This window comes from Mesorhizobium sp. B3-1-8 (assembly GCF_006439495.1).
Taxonomy (GTDB): Bacteria; Pseudomonadota; Alphaproteobacteria; order Rhizobiales; family Rhizobiaceae; genus Mesorhizobium.
Genome location: NZ_VFTK01000016.1, coordinates 76,536 through 92,574, shown reverse-complemented (window position 1 = coordinate 92,574; position 16,039 = coordinate 76,536). Strand labels below are relative to the sequence as shown.

The window sequence follows — 16,039 nt, the reverse complement described above, 5'->3', positions numbered from 1 at the left end:
CGTCGTGAAGGACAGTTTCGACCTTGCCGTGGTCGGCTCCGGCATTCTTGGGCTGGCTCATGCTCTTGCGGCGGCGCGCCGCGGCTTGCGCGTCATCGTCATCGATCGCGACCAGAAAGCGAGTGGCGCCTCAATCCGCAATTTCGGCCTCGTCGTCGTCACGGGACAGGAGTCGGGCCCGTCGCGCCGGCTGGCGGAACGCAGCCGCGAGATCTGGCTCGAGCTGTCGAATGAGGCGGGCATTGAGATCCTGCACCGCGGCAAGCTGATCGTGGCGCAGCGGCCGGAAGCACTGGCCCTGCTGGAGACGTTCAAGTCCGGCGAGCATGGCAGCGCGTGCGGGCTTCTGACCGCTCGACAAGTGGTCGCGCAGCAGGCCGGCCTTGACGAGAAAGCAATCATCGGCGGGCTCTACAGCCCGTTCGAGTTGCGCGTGGAGTCCCGCGAGGTGCTGCCGCGGCTGGCGTCGTTCCTGGCTGAGAAGTTCCGCGTCGTGTTCCGCACCGGCGTGTCAGTGACCGAGATCGCGCCGCCCTTCGTCGAAACCAGCGCGGGACGTGTCCATGCGCAAAAGGTCGTCGTCTGTCCCGGCGACGATTTCAGCTCGCTTTATCCGGAACTGATCGGCAAGCACGGCGTGCAGCGCTGCAAGCTCCAGATGCTGCGGCTGGCCGCCCCCGGTTTCCGGCTCCAGTCGGCGCTGATGTCCGATCTCAGCCTGTTGCGCTATGGCGGTTTCGCCGGCCTTCCTGAGGCCTCCGTGTTGCGAAGCAAGCTGGGCGAGCAGCGCGGAGCCGCGCTGGCCAACGGCGTTCACCTGATCGTCGTGCAGAGCGCGGACGGTTCGCTGGTCGTCGGCGACTCCCATCATTACGGGCTCACGCTCGATCCGTTCGGATCGGAAGCCGTCGACCAATTGATCCTCGATGAATTCAAGACATTGTTCGGCACGGTGCCGAACGTGCTTGCGCGCTGGACGGGATATTACGCTTCAGCGAAGAATGCCATGCTGCGCGACACCCCGCATGAAGACGTGCGGCTGGTGATCGTCACTAGCGGCACCGGCGCCAGCACCGGCTTCGGGCTTGGCGAGGAGACCATAACGGAGTTGTTCGGCCAATGACGCTCATCCATACCGAAGGCGAATCCAACAAGGCCGCCGCCCGACAGGAATGGAGCGCGAGGCAGAGCCACGCGCCTTCGCAGGAGCTTTTGCGTCGCGACGCCGACGCCTTCCTGCACCAGAGTCTTTCCAGCCCCTGCGTCTCGGCCATCGCCAAGGCGGAAGGCATCTGGATCGAGGACACGGCCGGACGCCGTTACATGGATTTCCACGGCAACAGCGTCCACCATATCGGCTACGGCCATCCGCGACTCAAGGAAGCGATCGCCAAGCAGATGGATGATTTGCCGTTCTCGCCGCGCCGCTTCACTTGCGAGCCGGCGGTCGAGCTTGCCGAGACGCTCGGCAAGCTGGCGCCGGGGGACCTCGGCAAGGTGCTGTTCACGACGGGCGGCTCCGACGCGATCGAGGTCTCGCTGAAGCTGGCGCGCGCCGCCACCGGCCGGTTCAAGACGCTGTCGTTCTGGGACGCGTTTCATGGCGCCGGTTTCGGCGCTTCCAGCGTCGGCGGCGAGGCGACCTTCCGCTCCGGCATCGCCGGGCCGCTTTTGCCCGGCGCCGAGCATGTTGCGCCCTGGGCGCCCAATAATTGCCCGTACGGCACCAATTCGCTGGAGGATTCGGCGCGCGCGTGCGCCAGCATGATCGCTTACGTGCTGGGGCGCGAGGGCGATTTCGCCGCCTTCATCGCCGAGCCGATGCGCGCGACGCCGCTGGTGCCGGCGCCTGGCTTCTGGAAGGCAGTGCGCGAGGCCTGCAACCGACACGGCACGCTGTTGATCTTCGACGAAATCCCGACCGGCCTCGGCAAGACCGGAAAATTCTTCGCCTCCGAGCATGACGGCGTGACGCCCGACATCATCGTGCTCGGCAAGTCGCTCGGCGGCGGCATCCTGCCGATCGCCTCGGTGATCGCGCGGCGCGATCTCGACGTCGCCGGCGACTATGCGATCGGCCACTACACGCATGAGAAGAACCCGGTGACGGCGCGCGCCGCGCTGACCACCATCGCCATTGTCCGCGAGGAAGGCCTGGTCGAGCGCTCGGCCGAACTTGGCGCCCATGCGCTGGCGCGTATGAACGACCTCATGCGGCGCTCGCCATTCGTCGGCGACGCCAGGGGCAGGGGGCTGATGTTCGGCGTCGAGATGGTCGAGGACAAGGCAAGCCGTGCCCCGGCGCGGGCTCTTGCCGAGCGGATCTATTATCGCTGCCTCGACCAGGGGCTGAGCTTCAAGATCAGCCAGGGCAATGTGCTGACGCTGTCGCCGCCGCTGGTGATTGCGCGCGCCGATCTCGACCAGGCGCTCGACATCGTCGAGGCCGCCGTGCTGGCGGCGTGAGCCCGATGAAGGCTGTCCGCACCGACAGGGAACTCGAATGTCCGGGGATCGACGCGGGCCTGAAGGCACGCGGCGTCGAGCTGGTGACGTTGCCGGACGGAATTCCGGAAGCCGAGCTGATAGCGGCGGTCGCCGACGCCGATCTCATCCTGATGTGCTACACGCCGGTCACCGCGCGCGTCATCGAGGCGGCGCCCAGACTCAAGGGCATCGTCAAATACGGCGTCGGCATCGACGCCATCGATATCCAGGCGGCGACGCGGCGCGGCATTCCGGTCGTCAATGTTCCCGAATATGCCGAGGAGACGGTGGCCGAGGGCGCTTTCGCGTTGATGATCGCGTTGGCGAAACGGCTGCCGGCGATTACGGCCGCTGTCTCTCGCGAGGGCTGGATCTGGCCAGAGCAGCTCTGGCTCGGCCGCGACATTGCCGGCTCGACGCTCGGGCTGGTCGGCTGCGGCAAGATCGGCCGCAGCATGGCCCGCATGGCGGGGCAGGGGTTTCGGGCGCGGGTGCTCGGCTTCGATCCGGGCATCGACGCTGCGACGATGCAAGATGCAGGGATCGAGAAGATCGACGATTTGCATGCCATGCTCGGCGCCTGCGATTTCGTGTCGATCCACTGCGTCCTGAACGAGCAGACACGCGGCCTGATCGGCGGCCGAGAACTCGCCTGTATGAAGCCTTCGGCCATTCTCATCAACGTATCGCGCGGGGCGCTGATCGACGAGGCAGCGCTTGTCGAAGCGATCGTTGCCGGACGCATCGCCGGAACCGGGCTCGACGTCTACTCGCTGGAGCCGCTGGCCAGGTCCGGTCATCCGATGAGCGCGCTTTTCGATCGCGACAATGTGATCCTGTTTCCGCACCTCACCTTCTTCACGCATGAGGCGATGCGCCGGCTTGAGGATGACACTTTGGCCCGCTGTTTCGAGCTGCTCGAAGGCCGGCCGGTAACGATCCGCTCGCGCGACCCGCGCTTGCGCGCGCAAACGACGGGCGTCGAATTTCGCTGAAGAATCCGTCATTTCCGTGAGGTATCGCAACTAGGAGTGCAGGAGAACACGCCTGCAACGGCCATGCGACAGTTCCGTGACAAATATCAGCAGAGACTTGCCTGTCATAAAATAAATAGATTTTACTTATCGATCAGCGACCCTCAAAGTTGACACAACGACGACATGCACCAGCGCTACTGAGCCCTTGGCGGGCCGACCAACGCCATCACGAGTGCGTCGCAGATTGTGCCTTTCAATCAAAGGGGAACTGACCATGAAATCGCGAAATCTCACCGTAGCTCTGGCCTTTACCGCGGCACTGTTGGGCTCGTCGGCGCTCATCGCGCCGGCCTTCGCCGACGGCGTCGTCACCATCTACTCGGCCGATGGCCTGCATGACGGCAATGGCAGCTGGTACGAGACCGAATTCGCCGCCTTCACCAAGGCCACCGGCATCACCGTGCAGTATATCGAGGGCGGTTCGGGCGTCGTCGTCGAACGCGTGGCCAAGGAGAAGTCGAACCCGCAGGCCGACGTTCTCGTCACGCTGCCGCCCTTCATCCAGCGTGCCGCAGCCGACGGCTTGCTGCAGGATTTCAAGCCCGAAGGCTCCGACCAGATCGATGGCGGCACCGACAAGTACCGGCCGCTGGTCAACAACTACATGAACTTCATCTACAACAGCGCCGTGCTGCCGGAAGCGCCGAAGAGCTACAACGACCTGCTCGATCCGAAATTCAAGGGCAAGATCCAGTATTCGACGCCCGGCCAGGCCGGCGACGGCACCGCTGTCATGCTTGAGATCATCCATGCCTTCGGCGGCGAGGACGCCGGCTTCGAATTCATGAAGAAGCTGCAGGACAACAATGTCGGCCCGTCTGCCTCGACCGGCAAGCTGACTGCGTTGGTCAACAAGGGCGAACTGCATGTGGCCAATGGCGACCTGCAGATGAACATGTCGCAGATGGCCGACAATCCGAACATCAAGGTGTTCTGGCCCGCGGGTCCGGACGGCACCCGCTCCACCTTCGCGCTGCCCTATGAAATCGGCCTGGTCACCGGCGCGCCCAACAGCGACAACGGCAAGAAGCTGATCGAGTTCCTGCTGTCCAAGGAAGCGCAGTCGACGGTAAGCTCGGTCGCGCTCGGCATGCCGGCCCGCAAGGACGTGAAGCCGGACGACACCAATTTCGCCAAGGCGCAGGAGGCGATGAAGGGCGTGACCATCTGGGCGCCGAACTGGGACGATGCGCTTACCAAGCTGCCCGACTATGTCAAGAAGTGGAACGAAGCGACGGGAAGTTGATCTCCTGGTGGGCAAATCCGGAGGAGCAGCCATGTCGGTGCCCGCTTTCACGGGAAGCAATGTCATGGACGTCGACGCCGCGAAAATTCGCGGCGCCGGCTCCAATGTCCACTTCGACAAGGTCAGTGTCGCCTATGGCGGGCATGTCGTGCTGCATCCGCTGACGCTCGACATCGCGCCTGGCGAGATCCTGGCGATGATCGGGCCGTCCGGCTCCGGCAAGACGACGGCGCTCCGGGCCGTCGCCGGCTTCGTCCGGCCGGCCAGCGGCCGCATCCGCATCGGCGCCACCGACGTGACCGATCTTCCGCCCTATGAGCGCGGGCTCGGCATGGTGGTGCAGAACTACGCGTTGTTTCCGCATATGCGGGTCGAAGACAACGTCGCCTTTGGTCTGAGCGCCCAAGGCGCCGACAAGGCGCTGGTTGCCGAGCGCGTCAAGGACTCGCTTGCGACCGTCGGCATGTCAGGCTTTGCCAAGCGCTATCCGCGCGAGCTTTCCGGCGGCCAGCAGCAGCGTGTCGCCATCGCGCGGGCGCTTGCGGTCAGGCCGCGCGTGCTCCTGCTCGACGAGCCGCTTTCGGCGCTCGACGCGCAGATCAGGCGCAACATGGTCGAGGAGATCGCCAAGCTGCATCGCGACCTGCCTGGACTGACGATCCTCTATGTCACACACGACCAGACCGAAGCGCTGACGCTTGCCGACAAGATCGCCATCATGCGCGACGGAAGGGTGTCCTCGCACGGGCCGACGGGGGAGCTTTACCGCCGACCGCCGAACCGCTTCACGGCCGAGTTCCTCGGCCGCGCGAATCTTTTGCCGGTGACGGTCGCGGAAGGCGCCGGGCCGAAGGGACTGGCCAAGGCGAAGCTCGGCGATGTCTTGCTTGCGGGCGCCGCGCGCGGCGAAAAGCCCGGCGACAAGACCTTGCTCTGCATCAGGCCGCAGCATCTGAGCCTCACCGGCGATGAGGAACACACCAACCGGATCGTCGGCACGCTGAAGGAAGTGCACTGGCAGGGCGAACTCACCCATCTGGTGCTCGATGTCGACGGCACGCCGGTGCGCGTCTCGGCGACCAGGCTGCCGGTGAGCCTGCCGGAGCGCGGCTCGGCGATGCCGCTGTTCTTCACGCCCGGCGACACCTCGCTCGTTCCGGAAGACGTCCGTGGCTGACGCGGCCGTCCTTCCCGCGCAGATAACCAGAAAGGTGCCCGGCCGGCTCTGGATCGTGCCGCCGGCGGCGCTGCTGGCGCTGCTGTTCTTCTATCCGCTGATGCTGATCGTCCAGCAGGCTTTTACCGACGACAGCGGCATGGCCAATGTCGCCGAATTCGTGCGTGTGCTGCATGCGCGCTTCTTCCTCAACGCTCTCATCAACACCATCACCATTTCGGTCGCCGCGACCGCCGGATGCCTTATCGTCGGGCTGGTGTTGGGACTGATCCTCGCCTTCGTGCCGTTTCCCGGCAGCGGAGTGATCGCCCGGCTGATCGACACGTTCATCGCCTTGCCGACCTTCCTGGTGACGCTTGCCTTCACCTTCCTCTATGGCTCGGCCGGCATGCTCAACGCCGGGCTGACGGAAGTGTTCTCGCTGCAGGCGCCGCCCGTCAACTTCCTCTACTCGACCTGGGGCGTGGTCCTGGCCGAGGTCACCGTCTACTCGCCCTTCGTGCTGCGTCCGCTGCTCGCCGCGTTTTCGCTGGTCGATCGCGGGCAGATCGAAGCTGCGAGCGTGCTTGGCGCGCGGCCGTTCCGCATCGTTCGCCAGGTCATTCTGCCGGCGGCCGTGCCGGCGCTGATTGCCGGCGGCAGCCTCTGCCTTTTGTTGACGGTCAACGAATTCGGCATCGTTCTGTTCATCGGCGCCAAGGGCGTCATCACTTTGCCGCTGCTCATCTACAGCAAGGCCATCCAGGAATCGGCCTATCAGGTCGCCTGCATCATCGCCGTCATCAACATCGCGCTGTCGCTGGGGCTGTTCGGCCTCTACCGGTTCGCCGCCGGCCGGCTGGGAGCATAAAGATGCTGGTCTGGTCGCGCCCCGGTCGCATGCTGATCTGGTCAGTCTTCACGCTGCTGTTCGGCGTGCTGTTTCTGGCGCCACTGGCGGTGATCCTGCTCTCCAGCCTGGCCGACCAGTGGAACGGCGTGCTGCCGAACGGATTCACGGTGGAGCACTATACCGACGTGGCGCAAGGCGCCGCGTGGAAGGCGGTGAAGACGAGCTTCGTCGCCGGCTTCCTGGCCAGCGCACTGGCGCTGGTCAGCGGCACCTGGGCAGCGCTTGCGCTGCGTATCCAGGACGCCACTCTGGCCAAGGTGCTCGGCGTGCTCTTCTTCATCCCCAGCGCCGTGCCTTCGGTGTCCGTAGGCCTCGGCCTGCTGGTGGCCTTCAGCCACCCGCCGCTGCTCCTCAACGGCACGATCGCCATCGTCATGGTCGCACATTTCGTGCTTATCTCGGCCTTCACCTTCGGCAATGTCTCGGCCGGGCTGGCGCGGCTCTCGCCCGATTTCGAACAGGTGGCGTCGAGCCTCGGCGCCCGTCCGGCCTACCGGCTTTGGCATGTGACGCTGCCCTTGCTGGCGCCCTATCTGGTTGCCGCCTTCGGCCTGAGCTTCGCGCTGTCGATGGGCGAGCTCGGCGCCACCGTCATGGTCTATCCGCCGGGCTGGGTGACGCTGCCGGTCTCGATCTTCAGCCTGACCGATCGCGGCGATGTCTTCGCGGGCGCGGCGCTGACCATGGTGCTCGTCGCCGTGACGCTGTTGCTGCTGCTCGGCCTCGAGCGGCTGACCGGACGCCAGACGCGATAGCGTTTTGTTTCGACGCAATTCCGGACGGAAGGCTACGGCGAAGCCGCCGAGCCTGACCGCGTCACACTTTTCCCGGAATTGCTTTTAGCCCACCGGCTTCTGCAGCACGTCGAACTGCGGATTGGTTTCCGAAAAGATCGGCAAGGCCGCGGCGCCGAGGACGGAGGTGTCCTTTCCCGCGGCGCCCACCACGACGCGTGGCGCGACGCGGGCCCTGGTCGAGCTCACCGAGAGATGGAGCGGTTCGAGCCGGCCGGCCAGCGCCTCGATCACAGGCAGCGGCATGAAGCCGCCGAGCACGATGGTCTCGGGATCGAGCGCCATTTCCAGGATATCGATCGCCTGCCGGAGCGGATCGACCGCCTCGGCGAGCCAGGCTTCGAACCGGCTGTCGCCCTTTGCCAAGAGCTCTTCCAGCAGGTCGGGAGAGGCATGGTCGGGATCCGGCAGGTCGAGCTTGTCATAGGCAGCGCGCAGCGAGACGTAGCGCTCGAGGCAGCCGCGCTTGCCGCAATCGCAGGGCAGGCCGCCTGGCTTGACGATGATGTGGCCGATCTCGCCGGCATTGTGGCGAGAGCCCTTGTAGAGATGGCCGTCGAGGAAAAGGCCGGCGCCGAGGCCCGTGCCGATGAAGAGATAGACGAAGCTGCCGAGCTTGCGTGCAACGCCATAAAGCCGCTCGCCGATGGCCGCCGCCGTGGCGTCGTTCTCGACGGTGACGGTGATGCCTGTGAGCCGTTCCAGTTCGTCGGCGACCGGAAAGTCGTGCCAGCCGGGAAGGGCCGTCGGTCCGACCGAAGTCATGCCTTCGACGCCGAACGGCCCGGGCATCGCCATGCCGGCGCCAAGCAGTCTTGTCCGGTCCAGTCGGCAGGTTGCGATCAGGTCGCTTGAGATCGTGGCAAGCAGGGGCATGGCCTCAGTGGGAGTCGGCCGGTCGACATGTCTCTCGATGCGCGCGCGCACGGCGCCGGAAAGATCTGTGATGACGCCAACGGCTAGCTGGTGGTCGAGCTGCAGGCCGATCGAATAACCGCCATCCGGGTTGATGGAGTAGGGAACGGCAGGCTGGCCGCGCGCGCCTTTCAGCGTTGCTTCAGGACGCAGCAGCCCGGCCGCTTCCAATTCCTCGACGATGTTGGAAATGGTCTGCGACGACAGCGCCGTCAGCCTCGCGATCGCGGCTCGCGACAGCGCGCCGTTGACGCGGATCGCTTCGATCACAACGCGCCGATTGTGCGATTTCGCCTGCTCGAGATTTGTGCCGGAGATGGCTTTTTTGAGGGTCATGCGGTCGTTACCAGTCATGGAAACTGTAGATTGCTACTTTAGAAAATCAAGTTGATTTAATTATATCGACAACCAGTAGCTGGTCAAAAGCCTGGGCTAGCCCGCGGGCTCGCAGCCGAAATATCGGAATTTGGTGGTGGTGAACATGCTGGCGCGGCGTGGTCGTAAGTCCTGAGCCTAGATTGTTTTACGCAATTCCGGAAAACCGCTTCGCACTTTTCCCGGAATTGCTTTGACCCGCGACCAATTGGGCAGGAACGATCTCGCGGCTGACGCATTTTGCTTCGCGTCAGCAGTCGAGGGACCCGATGCGCATAGCCCATGTCGCGCCGCTCTACGAATCCGTGCCGCCGAAACTTTATGGCGGCACCGAGCGGATCGTCTTCTACATCACCGAAGCACTCGTCGAGCTCGGGCATGACGTCACGCTGTTCGCGAGCGGCGACAGCGAGACATCGGCCCGACTGATGCCAGGTCGCGACCAGGCGATCCGCCTCGACCCGCGGCCGAAGAAATCGGAAATCGCCGCGCATCTGGCGATGCTCGCCGATGTGCGCGAACGCGCCGGCGAATTCGACGTCATCCATTTCCATCTCAGCCACTTCCTGCATTTTCCGTTTTTCGAGGAGATCGCGGGTCGCACGGTGACAACGCCGCATGGCCGGCTCGACTATGTCGACCTGGCGCCGGCGTACCAACGTTTCCCGCCTTTCCCGATGATCTCGATTTCGCAGAGCCAGAAGCGCGGTTTGCCCGACGCAAATTGGCTCGCCACGATCCATCACGGATTGCCGCTCGACGCCTATCAGCCGACTTATCAGCCGCAAGCGGAAGAGCCGTATCTGGCCTTCCTCGGACGCCTGTCCCGCGACAAGCGGCCGGACCGCGCCATCGAGATTGCGCGGCGGTCCGGGTTGAAGTTGAAGCTGGCAGCCAAGATCGGCGACGACGACCGCGCTTATTTCCGTGACAACATCGAGGCGCTCATCGATGGCGACCGCATCGACTATGTCGGTGAGATCACGGAAGACGAGAAGGCCGAATTCCTGGGCAACGCGGCAGGCCTGCTGTTCCCAATCGACTGGCCGGAACCGTTCGGCCTCGTCGCGATCGAGGCCATGGCCTGCGGCACACCGGTGATCGCCTGGAACAACGGCGCCCTGCCGGAGATCGTCGATAATGGCGTCACCGGCTTCGTCGTGGCCAATGTCGAGGATGCGGTCGCATCGATGCCCGCGCTTCTCGAACTCGACCGGCGGCAGGTGAGGGCAGTCTTCGAGAAAAGGTTCTCGGCGACAAGAATGGCGCGCGACTACCTTTCTGCCTATATGCGTCTGACCGGCATGCCGGAGGCCAAGGCCTCCTGACCTTGGATGATTTCAGGCCTGTTCGACCTGAAGTCTGAATCCGGCTCTAAATCAAAGAGATAGAGCATGATGTCGTCCGAAAACCGCTTCACACTTTTCGGCATCATGCTCTAGGGTGGGGCAACCGAAAGAGGTGACGAATGACGGAGCTCGACGAGCGCAAGCTCGATCCTGCCGTGGCCCTTTCCTCGCTCGACGAGACGGCGCCGCGAGAACCGCACCGGCTTTTTGCTCTCAAGCAGGGCGACTGCTTCGCCGTCGCCGACGCCTATGGCGACATCAGGGGCGCCGGCGACGGCTTCTTCCGCGATGACACGCGCGTGCTGTCCGAATTCCGGCTGACCATCGGCGGCAGGCCGATGTCGCTGCTCGGCGCATCGCTCAGCCAGGACAATGTGCTGTTCACGTCCAACCTGACCAACCTGCCTATTCAAAGCGCTGCCGGCCGCGATATGCCGCAGGGCGCGATCCATATCGAGCGCGTCAGGCTGATCTGGCAGGACAGGCTGTTCGAGCGCATCACGCTTTCCAACTACAGCCGTGAGCATTCCACCATCACCGCCTCGCTGCATTTCGCCGCCGACTTTCGCGACATGTTCGAGGTGCGCGGCTCAACCCGGGTGAAGCGGGGCACCACGCATATCGCCAAGACGGACAAGACCTCGGTCCTGCTCGGCTATGATGGTCTGGACGGTTTGCCGCGACTTTCGGCAATCTCCTTTTCGCAGGCGCCAGACCAGTTGAGCGACAATCGCGCCGATTTCCTCATCGCCGTGACCAAGCGCAGTCAAAAGGTGCTTTACGTCGAGGTCGGCCCCGCGGTCGCCGACGCGCCCGATCGCGACCGCTTCCGCGCCGCGGCGGCGCGCGCGCGGTTCGGCATGCGCGCCAAGCGCAGGCACGGTGCCACGGTGCACAGCTCGGGGCGCGTGTTCAACGATTGGGTCGAGCGCGCCCGCGCCGATGTGGCGCTGCTCACCACCGAGCTTTCGACCGGGCCTTATCCCTATGCCGGCATCCCGTGGTTTTCGACCGCGTTCGGCCGCGACGGCGTGATCTCGAGCCTGCAGATGCTTTGGCTCAATCCCGGACTGGCGCGCGGCGTGCTGGCTTTTCTGGCCGAGCATCAGGCGACGGAGACTTCGCCGTTCAGCGATTCCCAGCCCGGCAAGATCATGCATGAGACACGCAAGGGCGAGATGGCGGCGCTGCGCGAGCTTCCCTTCGGCCGCTATTACGGCGGTGTCGACACCACGCCGCTCTATATCCATCTGGCTTCCGCCTATGCCGACCGCACCGGCGACATGGCCTTCATCGACAAGCTTTGGCCCTCGCTGAAGGCTGCCGCCGAATGGACGGAGGAGGCGAGCCGCGCCACCGGCTTCGTCACCTACCAGCGCGCCGCCGAGTCCGGCCTCGCCAACCAGGGGTGGAAGGACAGCTTCGATTCGGTCTTCCACGCCGACGGCCGCATCCCCAAGGGGCCGATCGCACTGGTCGAGGTGCAAGGCTATGTCTTTGCCGCCTTCCGTGGCCTGGCGGCGCTCGCGCGCCGCCGCGGCGAATTCGCGGATGCCGAGCACTGGGAAAACCGCGCCGAGGAAATGCGGGTCGCCGTGGAACGCGATTTTTGGCTGGACGACCTGAATTTCTACGCCTTGGCCATCGATGGCGAAGGCCAGCCCTGCAAGGTTCGAACGACAAATGCCGGGCACCTGCTTTTCGTCGGGCTGCCGCAGCCCGAGCGCGCCAGGCTGGTCGCCGACCAATTGCTGTCGGCCGCCTTCCATTCCGGCTGGGGACTGCGGACGCTCGCCGACGATGCGGTGTTCTTCAACCCGATGTCCTACCACAACGGCTCGATCTGGCCGCACGATACCGCGCTTTGCGGCGTGGGCCTGGCGCGCTACGGCGAACGCGACAGCGTGGTGCGGCTGATGAGCGGCACATTCGAATCGGCCGTGCATTTCAATATGCGGCTGCCAGAACTGTTCTGCGGCTTCGCCCGGGCGCCGGGCGAAGCGCCAATCGCCTATCCGGTAGCCTGCCTGCCGCAAGCCTGGTCGGCGGGCTCCACCTTCATGCTGATGCAGGCCTGTCTGGGCCTGGAAATCGATGGCTGGGAAGGCGAATTGCATGTCACGCGCCCAAGGCTGCCGATCGGTATCGACACCCTCATGCTCCGGCATCTGAGCGTCGGGGACAAGGTCGTCGACTTGACCTTCCAGCGGGTAGGCGACCGTGTCGCCGCCTTCCTTTCCGATCGTCATGAAGGCCAGGTGCCGCTTATCGTGCGGACTTAGAAGAAGGCGTCGCAAGCCCGCGTTCAACAATCGAAAAATGTCGGAACCCCTGGCCGGTTCGTGCGTTGCACAGCTGGACCGGTCTGCCGTCCGCAGCCGGCAAGAACGAAAAACAAAAGAGCGGACAGCCGGAGGCAGCCTGGCATTTCAATGACACAATATAGCGTTCTGTTACTGGTCCTCATTCTGGCAAGCCTTGGACTTTCCGCATTCGCGATTTTCATTTCGATATCCCGATACCGCCGCAATCACCCAAGGGCCGCGGCTTCGCCAGCTTCCGGCGACGACTTTGCCACCGAGGCCGCGCGCAAGGTGCTGCGTGAGTTCGAGAAGAACGGGCAGTCGGTCGACGCGGCGCTGGTCACATGGTCGCCGGAGACGTTGCGCAAGATCCTCGCGGACGAGTTGCCGGATGCGCAGGTCATCATCGTCTCCAATCGCGAGCCTTATATCCACAACGAAACCAGGGACGGCGACGTCGAGCTTGTCGTGCCGGCGAGCGGGCTGGTCTCGGCGCTGGAACCGATCACGCGCGCTTGCGCCGGCACCTGGATCGCCTATGGCGGCGGCAGCGCGGACCGGACGGTGGTGGACAGGAACGACCGTATGCAAGTGCCGCCCGGCAATCCTTCCTACACGCTGCGCCGCGTCTGGCTGAGCGACGACGAATATCAAGGCTATTATCTTGGCTTCGCCAATGAGGGGCTGTGGCCGCTCTGCCACATCGCGTTCACGCGTCCGATCTTCCGCGAATCGGACTGGGAGGCCTATGAGGCCGTCAACCGCAAATTCGCCGAGACGGTGGTTGCCGAGGCGCGCAACGAGCGGCCGATCGTGCTGGTCCAGGACTATCACTTCGCGCTTCTGCCGCGCATGATCCGCGAGCGCCTGCCGGAGGCGATCGTCATCACCTTCTGGCACATACCGTGGCCGAACTCGGAAGTGTTCAGCATCTGCCCGTGGCGCGAGCGCATCCTCGACGGCCTGCTCGGCAGCTCGATCGTGGGCTTCCACACCCAGTTCCACGCCAACAACTTCACCGAAAGCGTCGACCGTTTCATGGAAAGCCGGATCGAGCGAGCCGACGCTGCCATTTCCTATGGCGGCCAGGTGACGCTGGTGCATTCCTATCCGATCTCGATCGAGTGGCCGGTCGAGCTGCTGAAAACTCTTCCGACCGTCGAGGAGTGCAGGGCGCGCGTGCGCAAGCGGTTCAGAATTCCAGCGGGCGCCAAGCTCTGCGTCGGCGTCGAGCGTCTCGATTACACCAAAGGCATCCTCGATCGCTTCCATGCGCTTGAGGAACTGTTCATCCGTCATCCAGAAACGGTCGGCAACGTGGTATTCCTGCAGATCGCTGCACCAAGCCGGGGCACGCTGCCTGCCTACAAGCAGCTTCACGACGAATGCCTGCGCTATGCCGACGAGCTCAACCAGCGCTACGGCAGCAAATCCTATCAGCCGGTCGTCATGGTGGCCGAGCACCATGCGCAAGCCTCGGTCTATGAGCTTTATCGCGCCGCCGACATCTGCCTCGTCACCAGTCTGCATGACGGCATGAATCTCGTCGCCAAGGAGTTCGTGGCGTCGCGCGACGACGAGCAGGGCGTGCTGCTGCTCAGCACCTTCGCCGGCGCCTCGCGCGAATTGCTGGAGGCGCTGATCGTCAATCCTTACGACGCGGCGATGATGAGCGAGACGATGCTGCAGGCGCTGACCATGGGAACGGACGAGCAGCACGAGCGCATGCGGCGCATGCGCGACATCGTGCGCGACAACAATGTCTACCGCTGGGCCGGCAGCATGCTGCTCGACGCGGCGCGGCTGAGAAAGCGTGGCGACCTCGACCGGGTCACCGCCTTATACGACCGGCCGACCGGCCCCACCGGGGACAATGTCGTCTCCATGTTCGAACGCAAACAGGCAGTCGGATTCCGATGACCATTCAAGCAGACCTTACCCCGCCGCTGCCCGAAGGCCGGTGGGCGCTTTTCCTCGATATCGACGGCACCTTGCTGGAGCATGCGGCGCATCCCGACGCCGTCTCGGTCAGCGAGGAGTTGCGCATTCTCCTGGAGATGATCGAGCGGCGGCTCGACGGTGCGCTCGCCTTCATCACAGGGCGCTCGATAGCAGCCGTCGACCATCTGTTCGACCCGTTGAAACTGCGAATCGCCGGCCTCTACGGGCTGGAACACAGGCTCGCGCCGGACGGAAAGATCGAAGCCGCCGACGAGCCGGCGGATATGGCGGCGCTCGCCGACGAGATCGAACTCGAGCTGGCAAGCAAGGCCGTCTATGTCGAGCGCAAGGGGCCGGTGCTCGCCATCCACACGAGAACCGCCCCGCAGCTTCTGGCGCGGGCGACGGAATTGGTCGAGGCAGCACTTGCGCGCTTGCCGCAAGGCTACCGCGTGATCGCCGGCAATGCCGGCGTCGAGCTGATGCCGCTGGAAGCGGCCAAGGGCGCCGCGATCCGGCGCTTCATGCAGCTCGATCCGTTCACCAGCAGGCGCCCGGTGTTCCTCGGCGACGATACGTCCGACGAGAACGGCTTCGACACGGTCAACGCCGCGGGTGGGATCTCGATCCGCGTCAAGCCGCAAGGCGAGACCGCGGCGCGCTTCGCCATCGAAGATGTCGCGAGCGCCATTGCCTGGCTCGAAGCCAATTTCGGGAAGCCGGCCACGCCAGCGGCCAGCCGCAATCTCGTCGCCTAAGCCGGCCAAGCGCTACGCCGCTATTGCTGCTGCAGGCCGGTGATCATGGCGATGATCTCGTTCTTGTCGGTCTTCTTCGTCTCGCGCACGCCGATCTGCTTGCCGCGCCTCAAGACGCAGATGCGGTCCGACAGCTTGAACACCTGGTCGAGGCTGTGGCTGATGATCAGGATGCCGACATTGCGCTGCTTCAGCGACAGAACGATTTCTTCCACCTTGGCGGTCTCAGCGACGCCAAGGGCGGCCGTCGGCTCGTCGAGCAGGATCAGCTTGCTCGCCCAGTGCGTCGCCCTGGCGATCGCGACGCCCTGGCGCTGGCCGCCGGAGAGGTCGCGGATGGTGGCATGCGCGGAAGGGATGCGTACGTCGAGCTCCTTCACCAGCTTTTCCGTCTCGGCGATCATGCGGCGGCGGTCGAGCAGGCCGAAGCGGTTCAGCGGCTCGCGGCCGAGGAACATGTTCATGTAGACGGTCTGCTGGTCGGCTAAAGCGAGATCCTGATAGACCACCTCGATGCCGTGCGCGCGCCCCATGGTGGCGTTCGACATCGTCACCGGCTTGCCCTCGATGGCTATCGTGCCGGAGGAAGGCGGATGCACGCCCGAGACGATCTTGACCAGCGTCGACTTGCCGGCTCCGTTATCGCCGACAAGCGCCACGATCTCGCCCGGAAAGACTTCGAGCGAGAAGCTCTCGATCGCGGTGATGCCGCCGAAATTCTTGCGGATATCCTGAAGCTGCAGAATGGGCGCGTTCATTGTCGTC

Annotated in this window: 13 protein-coding genes; 11 read left to right on the top strand and 2 right to left on the bottom strand. The window is 64.4% G+C overall.

The window, feature by feature from the left end:
- Positions 1-4 precede the first annotated feature (4 nt).
- The 7 genes from FJ424_RS16635 to FJ424_RS16605 all read left to right on the top strand — a co-directional run bounded on the left by FJ424_RS16635 (position 5) and on the right by FJ424_RS16605 (position 7,594).
- Positions 5-1,123, top strand: a complete 1,119-nt coding sequence (locus FJ424_RS16635; RefSeq protein WP_140656538.1) for a TIGR03364 family FAD-dependent oxidoreductase — start codon at positions 5-7, stop codon at positions 1,121-1,123.
- A complete protein-coding gene (locus FJ424_RS16630) occupies positions 1,120-2,466 on the top strand; it encodes an aspartate aminotransferase family protein (protein ID WP_140656541.1) in 1,347 nt (448 codons plus the stop codon). The genes FJ424_RS16635 and FJ424_RS16630 overlap by 4 nt, the downstream gene beginning before the upstream one ends.
- A gap of 5 nt (positions 2,467-2,471) precedes the next feature.
- A complete protein-coding gene (locus tag FJ424_RS16625; RefSeq protein ID WP_140656544.1) occupies positions 2,472-3,482 on the top strand; it encodes an NAD(P)-dependent oxidoreductase in 1,011 nt (336 codons plus the stop codon).
- Between the two features lie 256 nt (positions 3,483-3,738).
- Positions 3,739-4,770, top strand: coding sequence for a 2-aminoethylphosphonate ABC transporter substrate-binding protein (locus FJ424_RS16620; RefSeq protein ID WP_140656546.1), 1,032 nt, complete (start codon positions 3,739-3,741; stop codon positions 4,768-4,770).
- A gap of 31 nt (positions 4,771-4,801) precedes the next feature.
- On the top strand, positions 4,802-5,947 hold the full coding sequence (locus FJ424_RS16615) for an ATP-binding cassette domain-containing protein (protein WP_140656549.1): 1,146 nt from the start codon (positions 4,802-4,804) through the stop codon (positions 5,945-5,947).
- Positions 5,940-6,797, top strand: a complete 858-nt coding sequence (locus FJ424_RS16610) for a 2-aminoethylphosphonate ABC transporter permease subunit (RefSeq protein WP_140656552.1) — start codon at positions 5,940-5,942, stop codon at positions 6,795-6,797. Before FJ424_RS16615 ends, FJ424_RS16610 begins: the two co-directional genes overlap by 8 nt.
- Before the next feature lie 2 nt (positions 6,798-6,799).
- Entirely contained in the window at positions 6,800-7,594 is a 795-nt protein-coding gene (locus FJ424_RS16605) for an ABC transporter permease subunit (RefSeq protein WP_140656555.1), read from the top strand.
- Positions 7,595-7,678: 84 nt separating this feature from the next.
- Here FJ424_RS16605 and FJ424_RS16600 read toward each other — a convergent pair whose 3' ends face one another.
- Positions 7,679-8,884, bottom strand: coding sequence for an ROK family transcriptional regulator (locus tag FJ424_RS16600; RefSeq protein ID WP_140656559.1), 1,206 nt, complete (start codon positions 8,882-8,884; stop codon positions 7,679-7,681).
- Between the two features lie 308 nt (positions 8,885-9,192).
- On the opposite strand from FJ424_RS16600, the gene FJ424_RS16595 reads away from it, so the two are divergent.
- From FJ424_RS16595 to otsB, 4 genes are all read left to right on the top strand, one after another.
- A complete protein-coding gene (locus tag FJ424_RS16595) occupies positions 9,193-10,251 on the top strand; it encodes a glycosyltransferase family 4 protein (RefSeq protein WP_140656562.1) in 1,059 nt (352 codons plus the stop codon).
- Positions 10,252-10,391: 140 nt separating this feature from the next.
- Positions 10,392-12,554, top strand: coding sequence for an amylo-alpha-1,6-glucosidase (locus tag FJ424_RS16590; RefSeq protein WP_140640140.1), 2,163 nt, complete (start codon positions 10,392-10,394; stop codon positions 12,552-12,554).
- A 150-nt stretch (positions 12,555-12,704) separates the two neighbouring features.
- Entirely contained in the window at positions 12,705-14,495 is a 1,791-nt protein-coding gene (locus tag FJ424_RS16585) for a trehalose-6-phosphate synthase (RefSeq protein ID WP_140656565.1), read from the top strand.
- A complete protein-coding gene (gene otsB, locus FJ424_RS16580; RefSeq protein ID WP_140656568.1) occupies positions 14,492-15,274 on the top strand; it encodes a trehalose-phosphatase in 783 nt (260 codons plus the stop codon). The genes FJ424_RS16585 and otsB overlap by 4 nt, the downstream gene beginning before the upstream one ends.
- A gap of 20 nt (positions 15,275-15,294) precedes the next feature.
- Here otsB and FJ424_RS16575 read toward each other — a convergent pair whose 3' ends face one another.
- Entirely contained in the window at positions 15,295-16,032 is a 738-nt protein-coding gene (locus tag FJ424_RS16575) for an ATP-binding cassette domain-containing protein (protein WP_140656571.1), read from the bottom strand.
- Positions 16,033-16,039: the final 7 nt, after the last annotated feature.

Excerpts from the sequence above, each read along its gene's own strand:
- FJ424_RS16630 (WP_140656541.1), top strand. The coding sequence starts at position 1,120 with ATGACGCTCATCCATACCGAAGGCGAATCCAACAAGGCCGCCGCCCGA.
- FJ424_RS16625 (WP_140656544.1), top strand. The coding sequence starts at position 2,472 with ATGAAGGCTGTCCGCACCGACAGGGAACTCGAATGTCCGGGGATCGAC.
- FJ424_RS16620 (WP_140656546.1), top strand. The coding sequence starts at position 3,739 with ATGAAATCGCGAAATCTCACCGTAGCTCTGGCCTTTACCGCGGCACTG.
- FJ424_RS16615 (WP_140656549.1), top strand. The coding sequence starts at position 4,802 with ATGTCGGTGCCCGCTTTCACGGGAAGCAATGTCATGGACGTCGACGCC.
- FJ424_RS16605 (WP_140656555.1), top strand. The coding sequence starts at position 6,800 with ATGCTGGTCTGGTCGCGCCCCGGTCGCATGCTGATCTGGTCAGTCTTC.
- FJ424_RS16600 (WP_140656559.1), bottom strand. The coding sequence starts at position 8,884 with ATGACCCTCAAAAAAGCCATCTCCGGCACAAATCTCGAGCAGGCGAAA.
- FJ424_RS16595 (WP_140656562.1), top strand. The coding sequence starts at position 9,193 with ATGCGCATAGCCCATGTCGCGCCGCTCTACGAATCCGTGCCGCCGAAA.
- FJ424_RS16590 (WP_140640140.1), top strand. The coding sequence starts at position 10,392 with ATGACGGAGCTCGACGAGCGCAAGCTCGATCCTGCCGTGGCCCTTTCC.
- FJ424_RS16585 (WP_140656565.1), top strand. The coding sequence starts at position 12,705 with ATGACACAATATAGCGTTCTGTTACTGGTCCTCATTCTGGCAAGCCTT.
- otsB (WP_140656568.1), top strand. The coding sequence starts at position 14,492 with ATGACCATTCAAGCAGACCTTACCCCGCCGCTGCCCGAAGGCCGGTGG.
- FJ424_RS16575 (WP_140656571.1), bottom strand. The coding sequence starts at position 16,032 with ATGAACGCGCCCATTCTGCAGCTTCAGGATATCCGCAAGAATTTCGGC.